At 64.4% G+C, this 19,860-nt stretch carries 15 protein-coding genes; 6 read left to right on the forward strand and 9 right to left on the reverse strand.

All coding sequences use genetic code 11. The features are described from left to right. Positions 1–10 precede the first annotated feature (10 nt). The gene (locus tag NUU27_RS00820; RefSeq protein ID WP_257760127.1) at positions 11–2,344 is read right to left on the reverse strand and encodes a glucose/quinate/shikimate family membrane-bound PQQ-dependent dehydrogenase; all 2,334 of its coding nucleotides are present in this window, start codon (positions 2,342–2,344) and stop codon (positions 11–13) included. A gap of 306 nt (positions 2,345–2,650) precedes the next feature. Between NUU27_RS00820 and NUU27_RS00825 the strand changes: the two genes are divergently transcribed. Then, complete coding sequence (locus tag NUU27_RS00825) at positions 2,651–3,538, forward strand: SDR family oxidoreductase (protein WP_257760128.1); 888 nt, start codon at positions 2,651–2,653, stop codon at positions 3,536–3,538. Between the two features lie 65 nt (positions 3,539–3,603). On the opposite strand, the gene NUU27_RS00830 is transcribed toward NUU27_RS00825, so the two are convergent. Beyond that, on the reverse strand, positions 3,604–5,268 hold the full coding sequence (locus NUU27_RS00830; RefSeq protein WP_257760129.1) for an LTA synthase family protein: 1,665 nt from the start codon (positions 5,266–5,268) through the stop codon (positions 3,604–3,606). Between the two features lie 197 nt (positions 5,269–5,465). Between NUU27_RS00830 and NUU27_RS00835 the strand changes: the two genes are divergently transcribed. Both NUU27_RS00835 and NUU27_RS00840 read left to right on the forward strand, forming a co-directional pair. Next, entirely contained in the window at positions 5,466–5,732 is a 267-nt protein-coding gene (locus NUU27_RS00835) for a hypothetical protein (protein WP_257760130.1), read from the forward strand. A gap of 14 nt (positions 5,733–5,746) precedes the next feature. After that, the gene (locus NUU27_RS00840) at positions 5,747–7,177 is read left to right on the forward strand and encodes a hypothetical protein (protein WP_257760131.1); all 1,431 of its coding nucleotides are present in this window, start codon (positions 5,747–5,749) and stop codon (positions 7,175–7,177) included. Between the two features lie 77 nt (positions 7,178–7,254). Here the strand turns inward: NUU27_RS00840 and NUU27_RS00845 are convergent, their stop codons facing one another. Genes NUU27_RS00845 through kdpF form a run of 6 tightly spaced genes read right to left on the reverse strand, consistent with a single transcriptional unit; the run spans position 7,255 to position 15,150 of the window. Beyond that, positions 7,255–7,956, reverse strand: coding sequence for a response regulator (locus NUU27_RS00845; protein WP_257760132.1), 702 nt, complete (start codon positions 7,954–7,956; stop codon positions 7,255–7,257). Beyond that, positions 7,953–10,652 (reverse strand): sensor histidine kinase KdpD, encoded by a 2,700-nt coding sequence (locus tag NUU27_RS00850; protein WP_257760133.1) that lies wholly within the window; start codon positions 10,650–10,652, stop codon positions 7,953–7,955. Before NUU27_RS00850 ends, NUU27_RS00845 begins: the two co-directional genes overlap by 4 nt. Further along, the gene (gene kdpC / locus NUU27_RS00855; RefSeq protein ID WP_257760134.1) at positions 10,630–11,238 is read right to left on the reverse strand and encodes a potassium-transporting ATPase subunit KdpC; all 609 of its coding nucleotides are present in this window, start codon (positions 11,236–11,238) and stop codon (positions 10,630–10,632) included. Before kdpC ends, NUU27_RS00850 begins: the two co-directional genes overlap by 23 nt. 14 nt (positions 11,239–11,252) lie before the next feature. Then, positions 11,253–13,304: a potassium-transporting ATPase subunit KdpB gene (kdpB, locus tag NUU27_RS00860; RefSeq protein ID WP_257760135.1), complete on the reverse strand. Its 2,052-nt coding sequence runs from the start codon at positions 13,302–13,304 to the stop codon at positions 11,253–11,255. 9 nt (positions 13,305–13,313) lie between these two features. Further along, entirely contained in the window at positions 13,314–15,020 is a 1,707-nt protein-coding gene (gene kdpA, locus NUU27_RS00865; protein WP_257760136.1) for a potassium-transporting ATPase subunit KdpA, read from the reverse strand. Between the two features lie 13 nt (positions 15,021–15,033). Continuing rightward, a complete protein-coding gene (gene kdpF / locus NUU27_RS00870; RefSeq protein WP_257760137.1) occupies positions 15,034–15,150 on the reverse strand; it encodes a K(+)-transporting ATPase subunit F in 117 nt (38 codons plus the stop codon). 471 nt (positions 15,151–15,621) lie between these two features. Here kdpF and NUU27_RS00875 point away from each other — a divergent pair, with 471 nt between their 5' ends. After that, positions 15,622–16,002 (forward strand): hypothetical protein, encoded by a 381-nt coding sequence (locus NUU27_RS00875; protein WP_257760138.1) that lies wholly within the window; start codon positions 15,622–15,624, stop codon positions 16,000–16,002. A 137-nt stretch (positions 16,003–16,139) separates the two neighbouring features. On the opposite strand, the gene NUU27_RS00880 is transcribed toward NUU27_RS00875, so the two are convergent. After that, entirely contained in the window at positions 16,140–17,042 is a 903-nt protein-coding gene (locus NUU27_RS00880; RefSeq protein ID WP_257760139.1) for a choline sulfate utilization transcriptional regulator, read from the reverse strand. Between the two features lie 105 nt (positions 17,043–17,147). On the opposite strand from NUU27_RS00880, the gene NUU27_RS00885 reads away from it, so the two are divergent. Both NUU27_RS00885 and betC read left to right on the forward strand, forming a co-directional pair. Further along, positions 17,148–18,092 (forward strand): choline ABC transporter substrate-binding protein, encoded by a 945-nt coding sequence (locus NUU27_RS00885; RefSeq protein WP_257760140.1) that lies wholly within the window; start codon positions 17,148–17,150, stop codon positions 18,090–18,092. A 128-nt stretch (positions 18,093–18,220) separates the two neighbouring features. Further along, positions 18,221–19,744 carry a choline-sulfatase gene (gene betC, locus NUU27_RS00890; RefSeq protein ID WP_257760141.1) on the forward strand — a complete coding sequence of 508 codons (1,524 nt, stop codon included), beginning with the start codon at positions 18,221–18,223 and terminating at the stop codon, positions 19,742–19,744. Positions 19,745–19,860: the final 116 nt, after the last annotated feature.

A 19,860-nucleotide genomic window follows, 5' to 3' on the forward strand; every position in this document is an offset into this window, starting at 1 on the left:
GCGGCAATGCTCAAGGCAGCGTATACGCCAGCACGTAGTCGCCGGCCTTGGTTCCCACCGAGCCGTGGCCGCCGGCGACGATCACCACATATTGCTTGCCGTCGCTGGTCGTATAGGTCATCGGCGTGGCCTGGCCGCCGGCCGGCAGGCGGCCCCGCCACAATTGCTCGCCGGTGGAAAGATCGTAGGCGCGCAGATAGTCGTCGACCGCGGCGGCCAGGAAGGCGACGCCGCCCTTGGTGATCATCGGTCCGCCGATGCCGGGAACGCCGACCTCGAACGGCAGCGGCAGCGGCGTCATGTCGTAGACCGTGCCGTTGCGGTGACGGTAGGCGATCTCGCCCGTGCGCAGGTCGGCTCCCACCACATAGCCCCAGGGCGGCGCCTGGCAGGGGATGCCGAGTGGCCCGAGGAAAGGTCCCATATAGACCCCATAGGGCGCGCCTTCGTTGCGGTTCAGGCCTTGCTCGCTGCCTTTCTCTCCAGCCCCCTTGGGCGGGATTTCCGACCGCGGCACCAGGCGTGAGGTGAAGGCGAGATAGGTGGGCATGCCGAACATCACCTGCCGCTCCGGATCGACCGCGACGCTGCCCCAGTTGAAGACCCCGAAATTTCCGGGATAGACGAGCGTGCCTTCGAGCGAGGGGGGTGTGTAGCGGCCCTCGTATTTCAGCTGTCGAAACGCAATGCGGCAGGCGAGCTGGTCGAACAGCGTGATTCCCCACATGTCCCGGCCGCGCAGAGGGGGCGGCATGAAAGTCAGGGCGGAGACCGGCTGGGTCGGTGCCGTATGGTCTTCGGGAATGGCCCCTCCGGGAGCCGGCACCTCGCGCACCGGCAGAAGCGGCTCGCCGCTGCGCCGGTCGAGCACGTAGACGTCGCCTTGCTTCGTCGGGCCGACCAGGGCCGGCACCTCTTCGCCGTCCATAGTGAGATCGAGCAGCACCGGCTGCGCCGGCACATCCATGTCCCACAGGTCGTGATGGACGGTCTGGAAGACCCAGCGGACCCTGCCGGTCTCGATGTCGAGAGCGACGATGGAAGAGGAGAAGCGTTCGACGCTCGCGCTGCGCCCCATGCCGAGCTGGTCGGGCACCTGGTTGCCGAGCGGGATGTAGACCATGCCGAGATCCTCGTCGACGCTGAAGACGGACCAGCTGTTGGGCGAATTGGCCGTATAGGTCTCGTCCGGGCCGATCGGCGCCGTTTCGTCGGGATTGCCCGCGTCCCAGTTCCAGACCAACTGGCCCGTTTCGGCGTCGAAGGCCCGGATGACGCCCGAGGGCTCTTCGATGGAATAGTTGTCATTGACGGCACCGCCCACGATCAGCTTTCCGTCGACCGCGACCGGAGGCGACGTCGAATAGTAGTAGCCGGCGGGATTGTAGGGCATGCCCGTTTCGAGATGCAGGGCGCCGTTTTCGGCAAAGCTCTCGCAAACCGTCCCGCTCACCGCGTCGAGCGCGATGAGGCGCGCGTCTGAGGTCGGCAGATAGACCCGTTCGGAGCAGCGCTCTCCGGCGGCCACCGTGTCGCTCACATAATAGGTCACGCCACGGCATGTCTGGTGCTGCCGGTCCGGGTTGAGGCCGACATTCGGGTCGTATTTCCACTTTTCTGCACCGGTTTTCGCATCGATTGCGATCGCCCAGTTGTGAGGCGTGCACAGATACAGCGTGTCGCCGATCTTGAGCGGCGTCACCTGGTAGGTCGTCTCGCCGACGTCATCGGGCAGTTTCACGTCGCCGGTCTGGTATTGCCAGGCCAGTTGCAGCGTGTTGACGTTGCCCGTGTCGATCTGCGTCAGCGGTGAATAGCGTTGGCCGAACGGGGTGCGGCCGTATTGATGCCATTCACCCTCGGCAACGTCGCCGCCGAGATCGGCACTGCCGGCAACCGCTTCCGAAGCCAAGGTACCTCTGATCTCGTGCGGGTCCGTCGTCATCGAATAGACCGCGACGATGGCCGAAAGCACCAGCATGGTGGCGAGCACCGAGCCTCCGGTGACAAGGCCCTCCTCCGGCAATCTCCGGTTCAGTGGGCGCCGCACCCAGGGAGATAGCAGCCACAGGCCCAACAGGACGATGACGCCGCCGCGCGGACCAAGCTGCCACCAGTCGAATCCGACCTCCCAGACGGCCCATGACAGCGACAATGCCACCAGGATGGCATAGGCCCAGAGTGCGGCCGGCCGGCGCATATAGAGAAGGATCGCGACAAGGCCGAAGAGCACGCCGGCCAGGAGGTAGAACGGGCTGCCGCCGAGGGCGATCAACCAGATCCCCCCTCCCGCGAGATACAAGCCGACGATGAGCAACAGGATGGAGGTTATTGTGACTGCCATTGCGTGAACTCGCATTGTTCCTACGGTCGAAACCAAGGCGCAGGGTTGGGGTCTATCTGGATTGGTCGATCGCGTGAGGCGGGACCTGACCCTGCTCGGCATTCCGATGTCCAAGCGGATCCACAAACCGCCATGCCAGCATCGCCACGACGATAACGAGCACCAACAGGACTATCTGAGATCGAGTCATAGCATGGTTGCTCCCGGTTGCGTAGGCAACCAGCAGGCGAGCCAACTGTTCCAGGCGAGCCGGCCAGGACCGGTCGTCGGAACAAAATATTCGCGCGGCGGTTGGGCGGGCTGACCATGAAGGGAGCTTCCATGGAAGAGCATCCGCAACAGGACTATCCGGCTCCGCCGTTCGCACGACAGCAGCAGGAGCGGCCGGGCGAGACCGCGAAGATGGATCCGCTGCCCGATCACGGAGAGCACAGCTACAGGGGAAGCGGCCGTCTGAGGGACCGGGTGGCGTTGATCACCGGCGGCGATTCGGGCATCGGCCGCGCGGTGGCGATTGCCTTTGCACGCGAGGGAGCCGATGTCGCGATCTCGTATCTGAGCGAAAACAGCGATGCGAAGGAAACCGCGCGGTGGGTGGAGGATGCAGGGCGCAAAGCCCTGCTCCTGCGGGGAGACATCGCCGAGGAGAAGCACTGCAAGCAGCTGGTGCAGCGAACCGTCCAGGAACTCGGCCGATTGGACATACTGGTCAACAACGCGGCCTACCAGGCCAGCTATGAGACCCTGGAGGAGATAACGGCGGTGGGCTGGGAGCTCACCTTCCGCACCAATGTCCATGCCATGTTCTATCTCTGCAAGGAGGCGCTCCGGCACATGAAGCCGGGTTCGGCGATCATCAACACGTCGTCGATCAATGCCAGCGACCCTTCGCCCTCCCTGCTGGCCTATGCGACGACCAAAGGGGCGATCTCCAACTTCACTGCGGGCCTGGCCGGGCTCGTGGCGGAGCGGGGCGTGCGCGTCAATGCCGTCGCACCGGGACCCATATGGACGCCCCTGATACCATCCACCATGCCCGCCGAGCGGGTCGAGAACTTTGGCGCCAACACGCCGATGAAACGGCCGGGCCAACCGGCTGAGCTCGCGGCCACCTTCGTGCTTCTGGCCTCGCCGGAGTCCAGCTACACGACCGGTGCGGTGATCGAGGTCACCGGCGGCCGTCCCATGTTGTAGATCGAATGACGGACAGCAGCCATGGCACCCCGCAAACCAGATGCCAATCCCGCACCGGGATATTTTCATGGATGGGGCGGCTCAGCCGGCCGGCCGGCGACGGTGGCGGTCTCGCGGATATTCTCCGTCACGTCGTGGAATTCATAGAGCTTGCCGTCGTTCGGGAAGGCGATGACGCGGTCCGGCAGCAACGGGAAATTCGCGCCGAAATAGGCGTTGAAGATGAGCCGGTAGCTGTTGACCGGTGTGATGTCGTCGCGCAGCAGGTCATAGTCCCTGTTAGGGAAGTAATAGGCATTCAGAATGCCGGTCTTGACGCGCAGCTCCTCTGCCTGTGCCTCCTGCCAGGGAACCCGGCCGTCACGCTCGGGGAACGGGCCTTCGTCGGCCTGGATGAGGATGATGGGCGGCGGCCGGCCCTTGCTCAAAAGCGTGTTGACGATCTCCTTGATGATCAGGTTCGCGTAGCTGATCTGCTCGATATAGCCTTGGCGCTCGCCGCGCCGCGCCGATTCTGCCTGGCTCAGGCAGCGCCCGTCGGGGGCGAAATTGTAGGGGCCGTGCGGCACGAGGAAGTGGCCGAAGACGTAGAGAGGCCCCTCGTGCTCGGCGAGCGCCTTGATCTCCTCCACCTGCGGGCCGACGCGCTGGCACTGCGCATTGTCCCAGTCGAGGCGCATGGTGAGCGGCGTCCTCGGCAGTATATGGAACAACGGCTTCAAGGCGGTGCGGCGCAGATACAGCATCTCGAATTCGCTGAATCCGTGCGGGCGGTTGGCGTCGGCGTAGGGATTGTTGTAGGTGCCGACCCACCAGGAGCCGAACTGGACAAGTTCGTAGCCGGACGATTTCAGAACACGGGCGACCCGGTGTTCGTCCAGCATGGCGTATATCGGATGCCAGTTGCGGTCTGAAATGCGCGCGTCCCCTTCCAGCAGGCCGAGATAATCCATGTAGAAGGTCGTGGCCAGGGAGTGTCCGGTCTTCTGGTAGTTCGAGTTGCTGGCACGGGCGACGTAAAAGCCCTGCCCCTCGAGAAAGCGCCCGATGGCAGTGTTGTCGAGATCGTAGTGGCGCTGGAGCACGTCTTCGTTTGCATAGCGGTCGAACACGAAATGAAAGATGTCGGGCGGGCGCGCCGCGGGGCCTTTCGCTCCCCGAGGGGGAAGATATTGCGCGATCTCCGCCATCGCCCGGTCGGCGTCGTAGACGTCGCGTGCAGCTCCGTTGCGCCATTCATAGGTGGCTGCCTGCCAGGCCGGATTGGCGAGCAGGACGACGGCGATACCGGTGAGCACGCTGTGAACGCCGAGCGCCGCCCTGCGCAGAAGCACTGCCAGGAGTGTGGCCAGAACCAGCGCGGCCAGGGCGAACGGCAGCGACCGCACCATGGAAAAGCCACCGTCCACTAGGCCGTTCGCACGCTCGAACAGACCCGCATAGAAGAGGCAGCCGACCACCCAGATGCTCGTGATCACCGCCGTAAGGCGGTCGAAGCGGCGGCGCATCAGCGCCGTGGCAAGATAGATGGCAAGCGTGAAGAGGAAGGTGCCGGCGAGCGCGGGCAGCACGTCGATGAAGGTCGTGTAGTCGAGGTTCCGCGCCATCATCGCCATGACCGAGGCGGCGGCGAAGAGAAACGGATGGAGCGGCCACGAGCCGTCCCATCTGCGCCGGGGTTGCAGTGCGGAAACGGGCTCGGCGCGCGCCCTCTGGGAAGCTTTGGCCATCAAGGCACCCCTTCCGCCTCCGCCCCCGCAGGACGCGGTCCTACACAAATCTCAAAACGCTAGGATGGTTCCGAGGCGATCACATCTTTTGCGACAGATTTATGACAATTTTATAACGCGCAGGGGAACGTCTCGGTTACGATGACGTTGAGGATCGGGCGGGAATAGCGAATGCGCTACGAAAGGCAGGTTCTTCGATGCGTCTGAAACATGCGTCCCATATGTTCCCCGTCGCCCTTTCCCTGCTGTTTGTCGGGATATCCACTTCCGGTGCATATGCCTATCTCGATGGCGGGACAGGCAGTATGATCCTCCAGGTGCTTCTGGGCGGCGTGGCTGGCCTTGCGGTCGTCGGAAAGCTCTACTGGCACAAGCTTCTGGTGCTCCTGAGGATCAGACGCAACCCATCGCCCGCGGAGACCAAGGAGAAGACTCTCCTTGATGGAATCCGAATCGACAAGTGAGCGGGCCTTGCGCGATGAGGGCAGAGCCCGAGCGGATCGGCGAGCCGCAGACCGGCACTGAACACGAACCCGGTTCCTATCGCGATCGAAACGGCGCGGTTTTCTATCGCGACGGTCGCGTCTTTCGCCATGTCAGCCGGCGTGCGCTCGAAAACTGGCAGGTGCTGGAGAAGGCGCCGTTCTTCCACGCCCTCAGCCGCGAGGGCAAGGTGGTCGCGACGCGCACCGTCGACCCGCTGAGCGAGGACATCGACCTCGGCACATGGGCGGGCGTTATCGAGCACGCGCGCATTCCCTTCATCTCCTACCCCTATGAATGGTCTTTCAGCATGCTGAAGGATGCGGCGCTGCTGCATCTGGAACTGGTAAGAAAGGCGCTCGGCGCCGACATGATCCTGAAGGATTCGTCCGCCTACAACATCCAGTGGGACGGCGTGCGGCCGGTTTTCATCGACATCCCCTCCTTTGAGCCGCTCCGCGAGGGAGAGCCCTGGGTGGGCTATCGCCAGTTCTGCGAGCTCTTCCTCTATCCGCTGATGCTGAGGGCCTACAAAGGCATCGACTTCCGTCCCTGGCTGCGCGGGCGGATCGACGGCATTCCGGCCGAAGAGATGCGCCGCCTGATGTCGGCTCGGGACCTTCTGCGGCCCGGCGTCCTGATGCATGTCGTGGCGCAGGATACGCTCCAGAGGCGCTATGGCTCAGCCGGAGGCGACATGCGCGGCACGCTCGCGGATGCCGGCTTCAACAAGACGCTGATCGAGCGCAACATCGAAAAGCTCACGGCCCTGGTGGAAAGACTGGTGCCGGCGGGCGGCAAGACCGTCTGGTCCGATTACGAATGCACCCATTCCTACGACGCTGCGGAACGGGAAAGGAAAATCGCCTTCGTGCGCAAGGCTGCGGCCACGCGACGCTGGCGGCGCGCCTGGGATCTCGGCTGCAACACCGGCGTGTTCTCGCGCATCGCCGCCGAGCAGGCGGATCACGTGATCGCCATGGATGGCGACTGGATGGCGATCGAGCAGCTGTACCGGCGCGAGAAGATACAGGACGGTGCCGGAAACATCCTGCCGCTGGTGATGAATCTTGCCGACGCCTCACCCAACCAGGGATGGGATGGAGCGGAGCGCAAGGATCTTGCCGAGCGTGGTCGACCGGAGCTGGTTCTGTGCCTTGCGCTCGTCCATCACATCGCCATTTCGGCCAATATCCCGCTGGCCGCCTTCGTCGACTGGCTCACCGGATTGGGGGCGGCCGTCGTCATCGAGTTCGTTGGCCGGGAGGACGAGATGGTGCAGGCCCTGCTTGCCAATCGCGACGATCAGTATGACGACTATCATCCCGACACGTTCCGAGACTTGCTGGCGGCCCGTTTCGACATCAAGGCCGAGGAGCCGCTGAAAGGCGGCAAGCGGCGGATCTATTTCGCCACCCCAAGATGAAGCCCTCTGGTCAAACCGGTCCGTGAGACCGAGCAGGCCCGCCAGTGCCCCAGCGCCTCGTTGAGGGGGGCTTTCGCTCAGTCGGATGACTCCAGCATCCGATAGCCGACGCCCGGCTCGTTCATGATGTAGCGGGGGCTCGCCGGATCGTCGCCGAGTTTCTGGCGGAGCTGGCGGATGAACACGCGCAGATATTGCGTATCGTGCTCGTGGGCCTTGCCCCACACCTCGTGCAGGAGCGTCCGGTGCGTGACGATACGGCCGGCGTTGCGGGCGAGCGCCCACAGAACGTCGAACTCCTTGCGGGTCAGCTTCAGCGGCTCTCCATCCTTGCGAACCTCGTGCGCGGCGACGTCGATATGCAGGTTGCCGATCTCCACGACGGCATGGTTCAGCGCATCGCCCGATGTCGACCGATCGCGCAGGAGCGTGCGGATGCGCGCCAAAAGCTCCTTGATGCCGAAGGGCTTGACCACGTAATCCTGGGCGCCCGCGTCGAGCGCCTGCACCTTCTCGGCCTCCTCCTGCCGCACGGACAGAACCAGGATCGGCGTCTGCGACCATTCGCGAACCCGCACAATGACATCCTTGCCGTCCATATCGGGAAGCCCGAGATCGAGCACGATGAGATCCGGCTCCTCGGTCGCCGCCTTCTGCACGGCCTCGAGACCGGTGGCGGCTTCGACGACCTCATAGGCATGCGCTTCCAGGGCGACCTGCAGAAAGCGCCTGATCTGGCTTTCGTCGTCGATGACGAGAATGCGGGCAAGCGCGCTCATGCGGCGCCTCTCGTGTCGATTGAAAGCGGCAGCAGGATCTCGATCCGCGTGCCGCTTCCGTCCGCCCTGGCCGGCTCGGCGCGGATGCTGCCGCCATGCGCGTCGACGATGCCCTTGCAGATGGCAAGGCCAAGCCCGGTGCCGGCCCTTTGTCCGTCTGCCGCGCGCACGCGATAGAACATGTCGAAGATCCGCTTGCGGTCCTCGCGCGGGATGCCGGGTCCTTCGTCGCTCACCGCCACGGTCAGCTCGTCGCGGCCAGCCGAGCCGGTGACGGTGATGGTGGAGCCGGGCGGGGCATATTTGGACGCGTTGTCGAGCACGTTGGCAAACACCTGCTGCATCAGGATCGGGTCGACATCCACTGCCGGCAGATCGCCTGCTACGTCAAGGACCAGCGTGTGGTCGCGCAGGGCCGAGCCGAGCTGGTGTGCCGCCGCACCAACGAGCTCACGGGCATCGCTCGGCTGCCGGTTGAGCTTCAGCGCGCCGTATCCCAGCCGTGTCATGTCGAGAAGATTCTGCACATAGCGGTTGAGCCGGTCGCCCTCTTCCTTGATGGTCTCGGCAAGCTGGCGGCGGCCCTTCGCGCCCAGCGCCGTGTCGGCCTCGATCAGCGAGCTGGCGGCGCCGATGATCGACACCAGCGGCGTGCGCAGGTCGTGGCTGACGGAAGAGAGCAATGCCGAGCGCAGCCGCTCCGTCTCCGAGAGGATGCGCGAATCCTGCAGGTCCGAAACGAGCAGCGTGCGCTCCACGGCGATCGCCGCCTGATCCGTCAGCGCGTCGAGAACGCGCAGGTCGTTCGGCGTGATCGATCGCCGGGCCTCGAATGTGATGCCGAGCACGCCATGGGTTCCCTGCGCTGTCTTGAGCGGCAGGAAGAGCCAGTCCGCCGATGGAAGCGTCGGCGTGGTCCAGCCGGCCGGCTCCCCATGCTCCCAGGTCCACAGAGCCGCGCTGTGGTTGCGCACGTCGAGTTCGTCGAGCGGCGGGAAGGCGCCGCAGATCTCCAGGCGGCCGCCGGCAGCCGGCGTCAGGACGACGGCCTGGCACTGCAGGATCGCGCCGACATTGCTGACGGCGGTCCAGATCACGTCGTCCAGGGAGGCGGCGCTCGCCAGCTTGCGGCTGAACTCGTAGAGGCTGGCCGTGCGCTTGGCGATGGCCCGTTGCCCGTTCACCTGGTTGCGCAGCCGTGCCGCGAGGTTCCCCGCCAGGACTGACGATGCATAGAAGAGCACCAGCGTCAGGACGTCGTCCCGCCGGTGCATGAGGAAGGTGTGATAAGGCTCGGTGAAGAAGAAATTGTAGGTGAAGAAGCTGACGGTCGCGGCATAGAGCGACGGCCAGAGGCCGAAGCGGGTTGCGGTGATGAGAACGCCGACCAGAAAGACGAGCGACAGGCTGGCGACAGGCAGGAGACGCTCGATCACGAAGGCGGTGGCGGTGGCGAGGGCGACGACGCCGGTTGCTGCAAGATAGGCCTTGGGGTCGCGCTCGATCTGAATGCGGCCGGCACGAATCGCCGCCCGACGCGCCTCCTCCTGATCGGGAGCGACGAGCGTGATCTCGAAATCCTGTCCCTTGCGGATCAGGGAATCGGCCACCGTCTCCCGCGTGAAGGAGGCAAGGATGCGCCGCGGGCGCGGGCGGCCGACGACGATGCGGTTGACGTTGCGCGAGCGGGCGAATTCCAGGATTTCGCCGGCGATGTTCGCTTCGGCGTTGATGCTCGCGATTTCCGCGCCGAGCGCTTCGGCAAGCCGCAGGGCCTCGGCGATCCGGTTCTTGGCCTCCTCTTCGAGCGTTTCACTGGAGGAGGACACGATGTTGACCGCAAGCCACGGCGCGCGGGCGCGGTCGGCCATGCGCTTGGCGGCCCGCACCAGCGACTTGGCCACCGGGGATTCGTTGACGCAGACCATGATCCGGTCCTGTGTCGGCCAGGGACCGCTGATCGCATGGGTCTTCATATGGGCGATCATCTGCGCGTCGACGCGGTCGGCGGCCACACGCATCGCAAGTTCCCGCAGCGCCGTCAGATTGCCCTTGGAGAAGAAATTCTCGATGGCCCGGGCGATCTGATCGTGCAGGTAGACCTTGCCCTGGCGCAGCCTGTCGATCAGTTCTTCCGGCGGCAGGTCGATCAGCTCGATTTCATCGGCGAGTTCCAGCACCTTGTCCGGCAGGGTCTCGCGCACCCGCACCCCGGACACGCGAGCGACGATGTCGTTGAGGCTTTCCAGATGCTGGATGTTGAGCGTGGTGTAGACGTCGATCCTCGCCGCCAGCACATCCTCGACGTCCTGCCAGCGCTTTTCGTGCCGATTGCCTGGCACGTTGGTGTGGGCGAGTTCGTCGATGAGCGCCAGTTGCGGGCGCCGCTCGATGAGGGCGGCGACATCCATCTCGTGAAGAATGCGGTCGCGATAATAGTGTGGGCGGCGCGCCAGCACGGCCAACCCCCTGAGCAGCGCTTCGGTCTCAGAGCGGCCGTGCGTCTCGACGATGCCGACCACCACATCGACGCCTTCGGCCGCGCGTTGTCGCGCGGCCTGGAGCATTGCATAGGTCTTGCCGACACCGGGCGCCGCGCCGAGGAAGATCTTCAGTCTTCCTCGGCCCTCCTTCTCGGCCTCGGCAAGGAGGGCTTCCGGCTCGGGGCGGTTGTCACCGTTCGGCGTTGGCGCCATGCATCGATCCTGTTATGCCCGCTTTTACCGGCGCCCGTTCGTCGAGCGCAAGATTCAGCTTCAATACATTGACGGCCGGTGCGCCGAAAATGCCGAACAGCGGCATATCGGTCTGCGCATCGACCATCTGGCGCAGCTCGGCGGCGGGAAGGCCTCTCGCCTCGGCGACGCGCCGTATCTGAAGATAGGCGCTTTCGGGCGAAATGTGCGGGTCGAGGCCACTGCCTGACGACGTGACGAGATCGACCGGCACGCGCCCGGCGCCGGTTTCCGCCGCGATCTGCCGGGCCCGCTCGCCGACCGTGTCGATCAGCTCGCGGCTCGTGGGGGCAAGGTTGGTGCCTCCGGAAGAGGCTGCATTATAGTCGACGGCGGAGGGGCGGCCGTGGAAATATTCCGGCCGCGTGAACGCCTGTCCGACGAATGCGGAGCCGACCACGGTGCCGTCGCGGGTGATCAGGCTGGCCTCGGCCTGGCGCGGGAACAGCGCCTGGCCGATCCCGGTGGTCGCCAGCGGATAGGCGAGGCCGGTGAGAAGGCTCATGATCGCCAGCAGGGCGATTGCCGGTCTTAACTGCGAAAGCATTTGTTCTTCCTTCCTTACGCGAGACCGAGTGCGGAGACCGCCACGTCGATCGCCTTGATGCCGACGAACGGCACGATCAGGCCGCCGAGGCCATAGATCAGCAGATTGCGCCGCAGCAATTCGCCGGCCGTCGCCGGCTGGTAGCGCACGCCGCGCAAGGCGAGCGGGATCAGCGCGAAGATGACCAGCGCGTTGAAGATCACCGCCGACAGGATGGCGCTCGCCGGGCTCGCCAGGTTCATGATGTTGAGCGCCTGCAGGCCGGGATAAGCGGCGATGAACAGGGCCGGCAGGATGGCGAAGTATTTCGCCACGTCATTGGCGATGGAAAACGTCGTCAACGCGCCGCGGCTGATCAGAAGCTGCTTGCCGACCAGCACCACCTCGATGAGCTTGGTCGGGTCGCTGTCGAGATCGATTAGGTTGCCGGCCTCCTTGGCGGCCGGCGTGCCGGTGTTCATGGCCACCCCGACATCGGCCTGGGCGAGCGCCGGCGCATCGTTGGAGCCGTCGCCGCACATGGCAACCAGTTTGCCGTCGGCCTGCTCCTTGCGGATCAGGTCCAGCTTCCTTTCCGGCGTCGCCTCCGCCAGGAAATCGTCGACGCCGGCCTCGGCGGCGATGGCCGCTGCGGTCAGCGGGTTGTCGCCGGTGATCATCACGGTGCGGATGCCGAGACGCCTCAACTCGGCGAAGCGCTCGCGAATGCCAGGCTTGATGATGTCCTTGAGATGGATGACGCCGAGGATCTGCTTGTCGCGCGCGACGACCAGCGGTGTGCCGCCCGATTTGGCGATGCTCTCCACGATGCGTGTCAGCTCGAGGCCCGCCGCCGCCTCCGCATGGCGGAGGATGGCATCGCTCGCGCCTTTGCGCACCTGGCTTCCATTCGTCAGATCCGCCCCCGAAAGGCGCGTCTGCGCGCTGAAGGGCACGAAACCGCCGACCTGCTCCTGAAGTGCATCCACCTCTCTGCCCACTGTCTTGCGGGCAAGGTCGACGATCGACTTGCCTTCCGGCGTCTCGTCGGCGAACGAGGCCAGCAATGCGGCCTCGATCAGCGCCCGCTCGCTGACGCCGGGCAGCGGCATGAAGGCGTCCGCCATGCGGTTGCCGAAGGTTATGGTGCCGGTCTTGTCCAACAGCAGCGTGTCGACGTCGCCGGCGGCTTCGACCGCACGGCCCGATTTGGCGATGACATTGGCCTTGACCAGCCGGTCCATGCCGGCGATGCCGATCGCCGACAGGAGGCCGCCGATCGTCGTCGGGATCAGCGTGACGAGCAGCGCGACAAGAAAGGCGATCGGGATCGACGTGCCGGAAAACAGCGCGAAGGGTTCGAGCGTCACCACCACCAGGAGGAAGATGATGGTCATGCCGACCAGCAGGATGTTGAGCGCGATCTCGTTCGGCGTCTTCTGGCGTTCGGCGCCTTCGACCATGGCGATCATGCGGTCGAGGAAGCTCTTGCCGGGCTCCGCCGTGACGCGGATCACCAGCCAGTCGGAAACGAGCCGCGTGCCGCCGGTGACCGCCGAGCGGTCGCCGCCGGATTCGCGAATCACGGGCGCTGATTCACCCGTGATCGCCGCCTCGTCGACGGAGGCCACGCCTTCGATCACCTCGCCGTCGGCGGGGATCAGGTCGCCCGCCTCGACCAGAACGACGTCGTCCTTGCGCAGCGTCTGGCTCGACACGAGATCGAAGGTTTCGTGCGCGGCCGGCCCGCCGGTGAGGCGCTTGCACTGGGTCTCCGCCTGCGTCGCGCGCAGGCTGCCGGCACGTGCCTTGCCCCGGCTCTCGGCGATTGCCTCGGCGAAATTGGCGAAAAGCACCGTCACCCACAGCCACAGGGCGATCTGGCCGACGGTGTTGCGGGTTTCGGCGCCGATCGCGAGGTCGTGGAGGAAAATGAACGTCGTGAGCAGGGCGACCACGCCCGTGACGAACATGACCGGGTTGCGATACAGCACGCGCGGGTCGAGCTTGGCGACCGCGCCGCGCGCGGCATGGACGGCGAGTGCCCGATCGAACAGCGAAAAATTCCTGCGCCTATGCTTGGTCATTGAAGCACCTCAGAAGGTTTGGCCGGCGAGCATTGCCACCTGCTCGGCGATCGGGCCGAGGGCAAGCGCCGGGAAGAAGGTAAGCCCGCCCAGGATCAGGACGACGATGATGAGCAGGACGACGAAGAGCGGCCCATGGGTCGGGAAGGTTCCCGCCGAGGCGGGCGCCGGCGTCTTGGCCGCAAGCGCTCCGGCGATCGCCAGCATCGGCACGATGAAGGCGTATCGGCCAAGGAGCATGGCGATGCCCTGCAGTGTCGTGTGGAAAGGCAGGCCCGCGCCATAGCCGGCGAAGGCCGAGCCGTTGTTGCCAGTGGCGGAGGAATAGGCATAGAGGATCTCGGAAAGCCCGTGCGGACCGGGATCCTGAACCGCGGCAAGGGCCGAGGGCACAACGGCTGCCAGTGCGCCGAAGACCAGGATGCCGACCGGCATCGAGAGGAAGGCCAGAACGGCGAGCTTGACCTCCCGGGCTTCGATCTTCTTGCCGAGATATTCCGGCGTGCGGCCGACCATGAGCCCGGCCAGGAACACCGTCAGCACCACGAAGAGCAGCATGCCGTAGAAGCCCGCGCCGACGCCGCCGAAGACGACCTCGCCCACCTGCATGTTGAGCAGCAACGCCAGGCCGGCAAGCGGCGTGTAGCTGTCGTGCATGGAGTTGACCGAACCGTTGGAAGCGGCGGTCGTCGCCTCGGCCCAGAGAGCGGACAGGCCGGTCCCGAAGCGGGTTTCCTTGCCCTCCAGATTGCCTGCTGCCTGGTCGACCGGCAGCGTGTCATAGAGCGCGTTGCCGTGGATCTCCGACCCGTAGACGACGGCCAGGCCGACGGCGAACAGCAGGCCCATGGCGGCGAAGATCGCCACCCCTTGCCGCCGGTCTTTCATCATGCGTCCGAACAGGAAGCAGAAGGCGACCGGGATCAGCAGAATATAGACCACCTGCAGCAGATTGGAGAGCACCGTCGGGTTCTCGAGCGGATGCGAGGAATTGACGTTGAAGAAGCCGCCGCCATTGGTGCCGAGCTGCTTGATGGCGATCTGCGAGGCGGCAGGGCCCCGCGCGATGAGTTGCTGCGCGCCCTCCAGCGTGGTGGCCGGTACATAAGCGCCCAGCGTCTGCGGCACGCCCTGCCAGATGAGGACGAGGGCGCAGATGATCGATAGCGGCAGCAGCACGTAGAGCACCGAGCGGGTCATATCGACCCAGAAATTGCCGATCGTCTTGGCGCTGCGTGCCGCAAAGCCGCGGATGACGGCGACGGCGACGGCCATGCCGGTGGCGGCCGAGACGAAGTTCTGCGTCGTCAGGCCCACCATCTGGCTGAAATAGGACAGCGCCGTTTCGCCGCCATAGGCCTGCCAGTTGGTGTTGGTGACGAAGCTCACCGCCGTGTTGAAGGCAAGGTCCGGCGACATCGGCGCCAGGCCTTGCGGGTTCCACGGAAGCAGATGCTGCAGCCGCAGAATGGCATAAAGGAACAGCCATCCGGCAAGATTGAAGGCGAGTGCCGAGAGGGCATAGCGCGTCCAGTGCTGGTCTTGCGTCGCACATCTGCCGGCCAGCGCATAGATGCCGCGCTCGAGCGGTGCGAGCACCGGTGTAAGCAGCGTGCGCTCACCCTGGAACACCCGCGCCATATAGCCGCCGAGCGGCCAGGCGAGCGCGACGAGGGCGGCGGCGTAGAGCAGGAACTGAAGAAGGTCGATAGCCACTTGTCCGCCTCCTTCAGAACCGTTCCGGCCGCAGGAGAGCGACGGTGAGATAGGCGAGAAGCGACAGGGCGACGGCGCCGCCGATGAGATATCCGATCATCGCCGCCCCCTCACAGATGGTCGCAGGCACGCACGGCGCCCGCGAAAGCCAGATAAGCACCGACGGCGAGTGCTATGTAGATCAGGTCGAACATGGACCGACTCCGTTTTTGGATTCCGGTCCATTAGGTGGCGCCCAGGGGCGTAAGGGAGCTATTCGGAAGTGGCGGCTCTTGCGTAAAGAACGTGTAAGGGAAATCTCCGCGCCGCGGCGCATGTTCTGCACGCTGGGTGGACGCGACGTTTCCGGGCTTTCAGCACCGATCCCCGCCATGATGTTGTCCAGTTGAAGGCGGAATCAGCCAGTGCATGTAAAGCTAATATGAATAAAATTATCATAATTATACATGGAATCTGGTGAGAACGGCCAAAGCTTTTTTCGAAGTCAGGTCATGTGATCGGACAATCTTGTTTGCGTGTTTCATGAAAACGTTATACTATACTGAGGCATCAATTTTGATCAGAAGATGCATTCGGGCAACGTGTATTTGGGGAGATTTAAATGCTTGGTACAATCTTTGGTCTTCTGAAGCCGACGGTCGATACCGGTTCTGCTGTCTACGGAGAAGTGCAGGATGTCTCTGAGATTCTTGCGCCAGGTTCCATGGAAGGACAGTCTCTGACGGGCAATCTGCTCAACGACCACGGTCTTGTGGGTGACGTTCTGGAGAATTTGGGAGAGGGCAACCTGACCGGCGCGGTCGTGGATGCCTATGCCGACGTCATCGGCCCCGGCGGGGCCATCAACAATCTGGGCCAGGGTGGCGGCTTGGGCATCGAAGGTCTGCTCGGAAACGTGCTGGGCACCGCCGACGGGCTGCTCGGCACCGCCGATGGTCTGCTTGGGTCGGAAGGCGGGTTGCTGGGCGGCCTGCTCGGTTAGGATACTGCGCCACCCGAACGTCTTGAAAGCCCTGCAGCCTTCCCGGCTGCGGGGCTTTTGCTTTGGCGGCATATGTCCACCTTAAACCGCAGTGCATTTATTGGATCGGGTTGCGGTCGGGGTCGGCGGTCTTGAGCTCAGAGAGCGGCTTCTTCGGCCTCGTTCACCAGCCAGTCCATCAGGGCCGCGGTCGCGCTGCCGGCCGAAGGACTGGGCACGAGCCAATAGCCGCAGTCGGCGCGCGTCACCGTCGGGCCCACGGCGACCAGGCTGCCGCGGGCGAGATCCTGGTCCACCAGGCCCATCCAGCCCAGCGCGATGCCCTGCTCCGCGAGGGCCGCCTGGATCACGAAGCCATAGGTGTTTAGGCCGAGGTCGCCCTGCGTGGGTTGGCGGCTGATGCCATGCTCGGCAAGCCAGGTCGACCAGGTGAGCCAGCGCGGCTTTCCCGACGTCTCCAGGTGGAGCAGCGGCGCCTCGGCGAGGTCTGCAGGCTCTTCGAACGGCCCCGACCGGGCGAGAAACCCGGGAGCGCAGACCGGCACGACGCGCTCCGGCATCAGGAGGCGTGCGCCCTCGGGAAAATCGTCCCGCGCGCCGAAAAGGATCGCTGCATCGGCATCCCGTTCCAACTCGTCCTCCAGGCTTTGCGAAGCGACGATGTGCACTTCCACCTGCGGATGCAGCCTGCGGAAATCGGCAACGCGCGGCATCAGCCAGAAGGCGGCGAAACCGTAGTCGGTGAAAATTCGGATCGCCGGTCCCCGCGCTTTGCGGCGGATATCGTGGGCGGCCCCGTCTATGCTCTTGACGCTTGCATGGACTGCACGAAAAAGAACCTCTCCTGTTTCCGAAAGCCGGCTGCCGCCCTGCGAGCGATGGAACAGGCAGACGTCGAGTTGCTCCTCGATGCGCCTGATCTGGTAGCTTACGGCAGGCTGCGACAGCCCCAGTTCCTGCGCGGCGCGGGTGAGGCTGCCCAGCCTTCCGACCGCATCGAAGATGCGCAGCCAGCCGATGTCCAAGGGCCGATGGATCATAAAGAACCTTTATGGTCATGATCGAAAAACAGCGGCTTTAAGGGTAGCCCTATTTGCGAGCCTAATGGAAGCGGCCACGTTTAAACAACAATGGGGAACCGCGCCATGACAACGCATCGTTGCTTCGGCATTGCCGCCGCCGCTTTCCTTTTCCTCAGCACGCCCGGTCTTGCCGCCGACCCGGAGAGCTGCAAGACCATTCGTCTGTCCGACCCCGGCTGGACCGACATCAACTCGACCAACGCCATCGCCTCGGTCATTCTCGAGGGCCTCGGCTATCAGCCCGAAGTCCAGACGCTGTCGGTGCTGGTGGGATATCAGTCCCTGAAGAACCAGGACATCGACGTCTTCCTCGGCAACTGGATGCCGGCGCAACAGAAGTTCATAGACGAGCTCAATGAAGCCGAGGCGGCCGAAGTGCTCGTCAAGAACCTGACCGGGGCGAAGTTCACCCTCGCCGTGCCGGACTCCGTGGCCGAGATGGGCGTGCGCGACTTCAAGGATCTCGACACGCACGCTGACGCCTTCGACAAGAAGATCTACGGCATCGAGCCAGGCGCGCCCGCAAACGAGAACATCCAGCGGATGATCGAGGCCGATCATTTCGGCCTCGGCGACTGGAGCCTCGTCGAATCCAGCGAATCGGGGATGCTGTCGCAGGTCGCGCGCTCCGAGCGGGCAAAGGAGGCGATCGTCTTCCTGGCCTGGGCGCCGCACCCGATGAACAACAATTTCAAGATCACCTATCTTTCCGGGGGCGACGAGTTCTTCGGGCCGAATTACGGCGGCGCCGAGGTGTTCACCCTGGCGCGCACCGGCTGGTCCGCTGAATGCCCCAACGCCGCTCAGCTCTTCCGCAATCTCGTCTTCACGATCGACATGGAGAACGAGATGATGGGCAAGATTCTGGAAGAGGGGAAGGATCCCGAGGATGCCGCCGCGGAGTTCCTGAAGGCGCATCCGCAGGTGCTCGAGCCGTGGCTCGCAGAGGTCACGACGCTTGACGGCGAGCCCGGGCTCGCGGCCGTCCGGGCATCGCTCGGCCTCTGACCACTCGGCTCGGAGCCCATCCGCCTGCCGGGAAGCTCGCCGCTGCAACGACGCCGATGCCACGACCTTGCTGCCGTGGCATCGCACCCTCAGGCAATTCAAATCCACCGCAAAGAGCGCTGCGCGTCATGAAGCGTCCGAACATTCTCATCCTGATGGTCGATCAACTGAACGGGACGCTTTTTCCCGACGGGCCGGCCGGCTTTCTCCACACGCCGAATCTGAGGGCGCTGGCGGCCCGCTCGGCCCGCTTCGTCAACAATTACACCGCATCGCCGCTCTGTGCGCCAGGTCGCGCGGCTTTCGTCAGTGGCCAGCTGCCCTCGCGCACTGGCGTTTACGACAATGCGGCCGAGTTCAAGTCCGACATTCCCTGCTATCCGCACCATCTGCGCTCTGCCGGCTATCATGTCTGCCTGTCGGGCAAGATGCACTTTGTGGGTCCCGACCAGCTTCATGGTTTCGAGGAACGCCTGACGACGGACGTCTATCCGGCCGACTTCGGCTGGACGCCGGACTACCGCAAGCCCGGCGAGCGTATCGACTGGTGGTACCACAACCTCGGTTCCGTCACCGGCGCCGGCGTCGCCGAGATCACCAACCAGATGGAGTTCGACGATGAAGTCTGCTTCCACGGCGTCCAGAAGCTCTACCAGTTCTCGCGCCTTTCCGAAGAGGCCGAGCGCCGGCCGTGGAGCCTCACCGTCTCCTTCACCCACCCGCACGACCCCTATGTGGCGCGACGCAGGTATTGGGATCTTTACGAGGACTGCGCGCAGCTCGAGCCGAAGACCGGGTTCATCCCTTATGAAAATCAGGATGCGCACTCGCAGCGCCTCTACAAGGCGAGCGACTACGAGGCCTTCGACATCAAGCCGCAGGATGTGCGGCGCGCCCGGCGCGGCTACTTTGCCAACATCTCCTATCTCGATGACAAGATCGGCGAGTTGATCGACACGCTTCGCCGCACGCGGATGCTCGACGACACGATCATCGTCTTCTGCTCCGATCACGGCGACATGCTCGGCGAGCGCGGCCTGTGGTTCAAGATGAGCTTCTTCGAAGGATCATCCCGCGTTCCCTTGATGATCGCGGGGCCGGGCGTTGCGCCGGGGCTCTACCGCACGCCGGTTTCCAATCTGGATGTTCTGCCCACGCTCTGCGATCTCGCCGGCATCGACATGAGCGCGATCACGCCGTGGACCGACGGCACCTCGCTGATGCCGCTGATGCGCGGTGAGGAACGCTCCGAGCCGGTCCTGATGGAATACGCGGCAGAGGGCTCCTATGCGCCGATGGTCGCCATCCGGGAAGGGCGGTGGAAGTTCGTGCATTGCGAGCTCGACCCACCGCAGCTTTTCGACCTGCAATCGGACCCGTCGGAAACGACCAACCTTGCCACCGATCCGGCTCACCGCGGGATCGTGGCCGATTTCATCGCCAAGGTCCGGTCACGATGGAACATGGCGCGCTTCGACGAACAGGTGCGGGAGAGCCAGGCGCGCCGTTGGGTCGTCTATCCGGCCCTCCGCAACGGGGCCTACTACCCCTGGGACTTCCAGCCGCTTCAGAAAGCCTCGGAGCGCTATATGCGCAACCACATGGACCTCAATCTACTCGAAGAGCGCCAGCGCTTCCCACGCGGGGAGTAATCGGCACCGCCAGCTGCCCGGAGTTCATTTCTTCGAGTTCATTTCTTCTCAACCGCCTTCTTGTGCGACGGTCTAGGCCATCCGGCCGAATAGCCAAGGAGAGTCAACGAGATCAT

The sequence above is a fragment of the Nitratireductor sp. ZSWI3 genome (genome assembly GCF_024655565.1).
Lineage (GTDB): Bacteria > Pseudomonadota > Alphaproteobacteria > Rhizobiales > Rhizobiaceae > Nitratireductor.

Coding starts and splice junctions, on each gene's coding strand:
- NUU27_RS00850 (WP_257760133.1), bottom strand. CDS start 10,652: ATGGCGCCAACGCCGAACGGTGACAACCGCCCCGAGCCGGAAGCCCTC.
- NUU27_RS00845 (WP_257760132.1), bottom strand. CDS start 7,956: ATGAGCGCGCTTGCCCGCATTCTCGTCATCGACGACGAAAGCCAGATC.
- kdpC (WP_257760134.1), bottom strand. CDS start 11,238: ATGCTTTCGCAGTTAAGACCGGCAATCGCCCTGCTGGCGATCATGAGC.
- NUU27_RS00820 (WP_257760127.1), bottom strand. CDS start 2,344: ATGGCAGTCACAATAACCTCCATCCTGTTGCTCATCGTCGGCTTGTAT.
- NUU27_RS00885 (WP_257760140.1), top strand. CDS start 17,148: ATGACAACGCATCGTTGCTTCGGCATTGCCGCCGCCGCTTTCCTTTTC.
- NUU27_RS00875 (WP_257760138.1), top strand. CDS start 15,622: ATGCTTGGTACAATCTTTGGTCTTCTGAAGCCGACGGTCGATACCGGT.
- NUU27_RS00835 (WP_257760130.1), top strand. CDS start 5,466: ATGCGTCTGAAACATGCGTCCCATATGTTCCCCGTCGCCCTTTCCCTG.
- betC (WP_257760141.1), top strand. CDS start 18,221: ATGAAGCGTCCGAACATTCTCATCCTGATGGTCGATCAACTGAACGGG.
- NUU27_RS00825 (WP_257760128.1), top strand. CDS start 2,651: ATGAAGGGAGCTTCCATGGAAGAGCATCCGCAACAGGACTATCCGGCT.
- NUU27_RS00830 (WP_257760129.1), bottom strand. CDS start 5,268: ATGGCCAAAGCTTCCCAGAGGGCGCGCGCCGAGCCCGTTTCCGCACTG.
- kdpB (WP_257760135.1), bottom strand. CDS start 13,304: ATGACCAAGCATAGGCGCAGGAATTTTTCGCTGTTCGATCGGGCACTC.
- NUU27_RS00840 (WP_257760131.1), top strand. CDS start 5,747: ATGAGGGCAGAGCCCGAGCGGATCGGCGAGCCGCAGACCGGCACTGAA.
- NUU27_RS00880 (WP_257760139.1), bottom strand. CDS start 17,042: ATGATCCATCGGCCCTTGGACATCGGCTGGCTGCGCATCTTCGATGCG.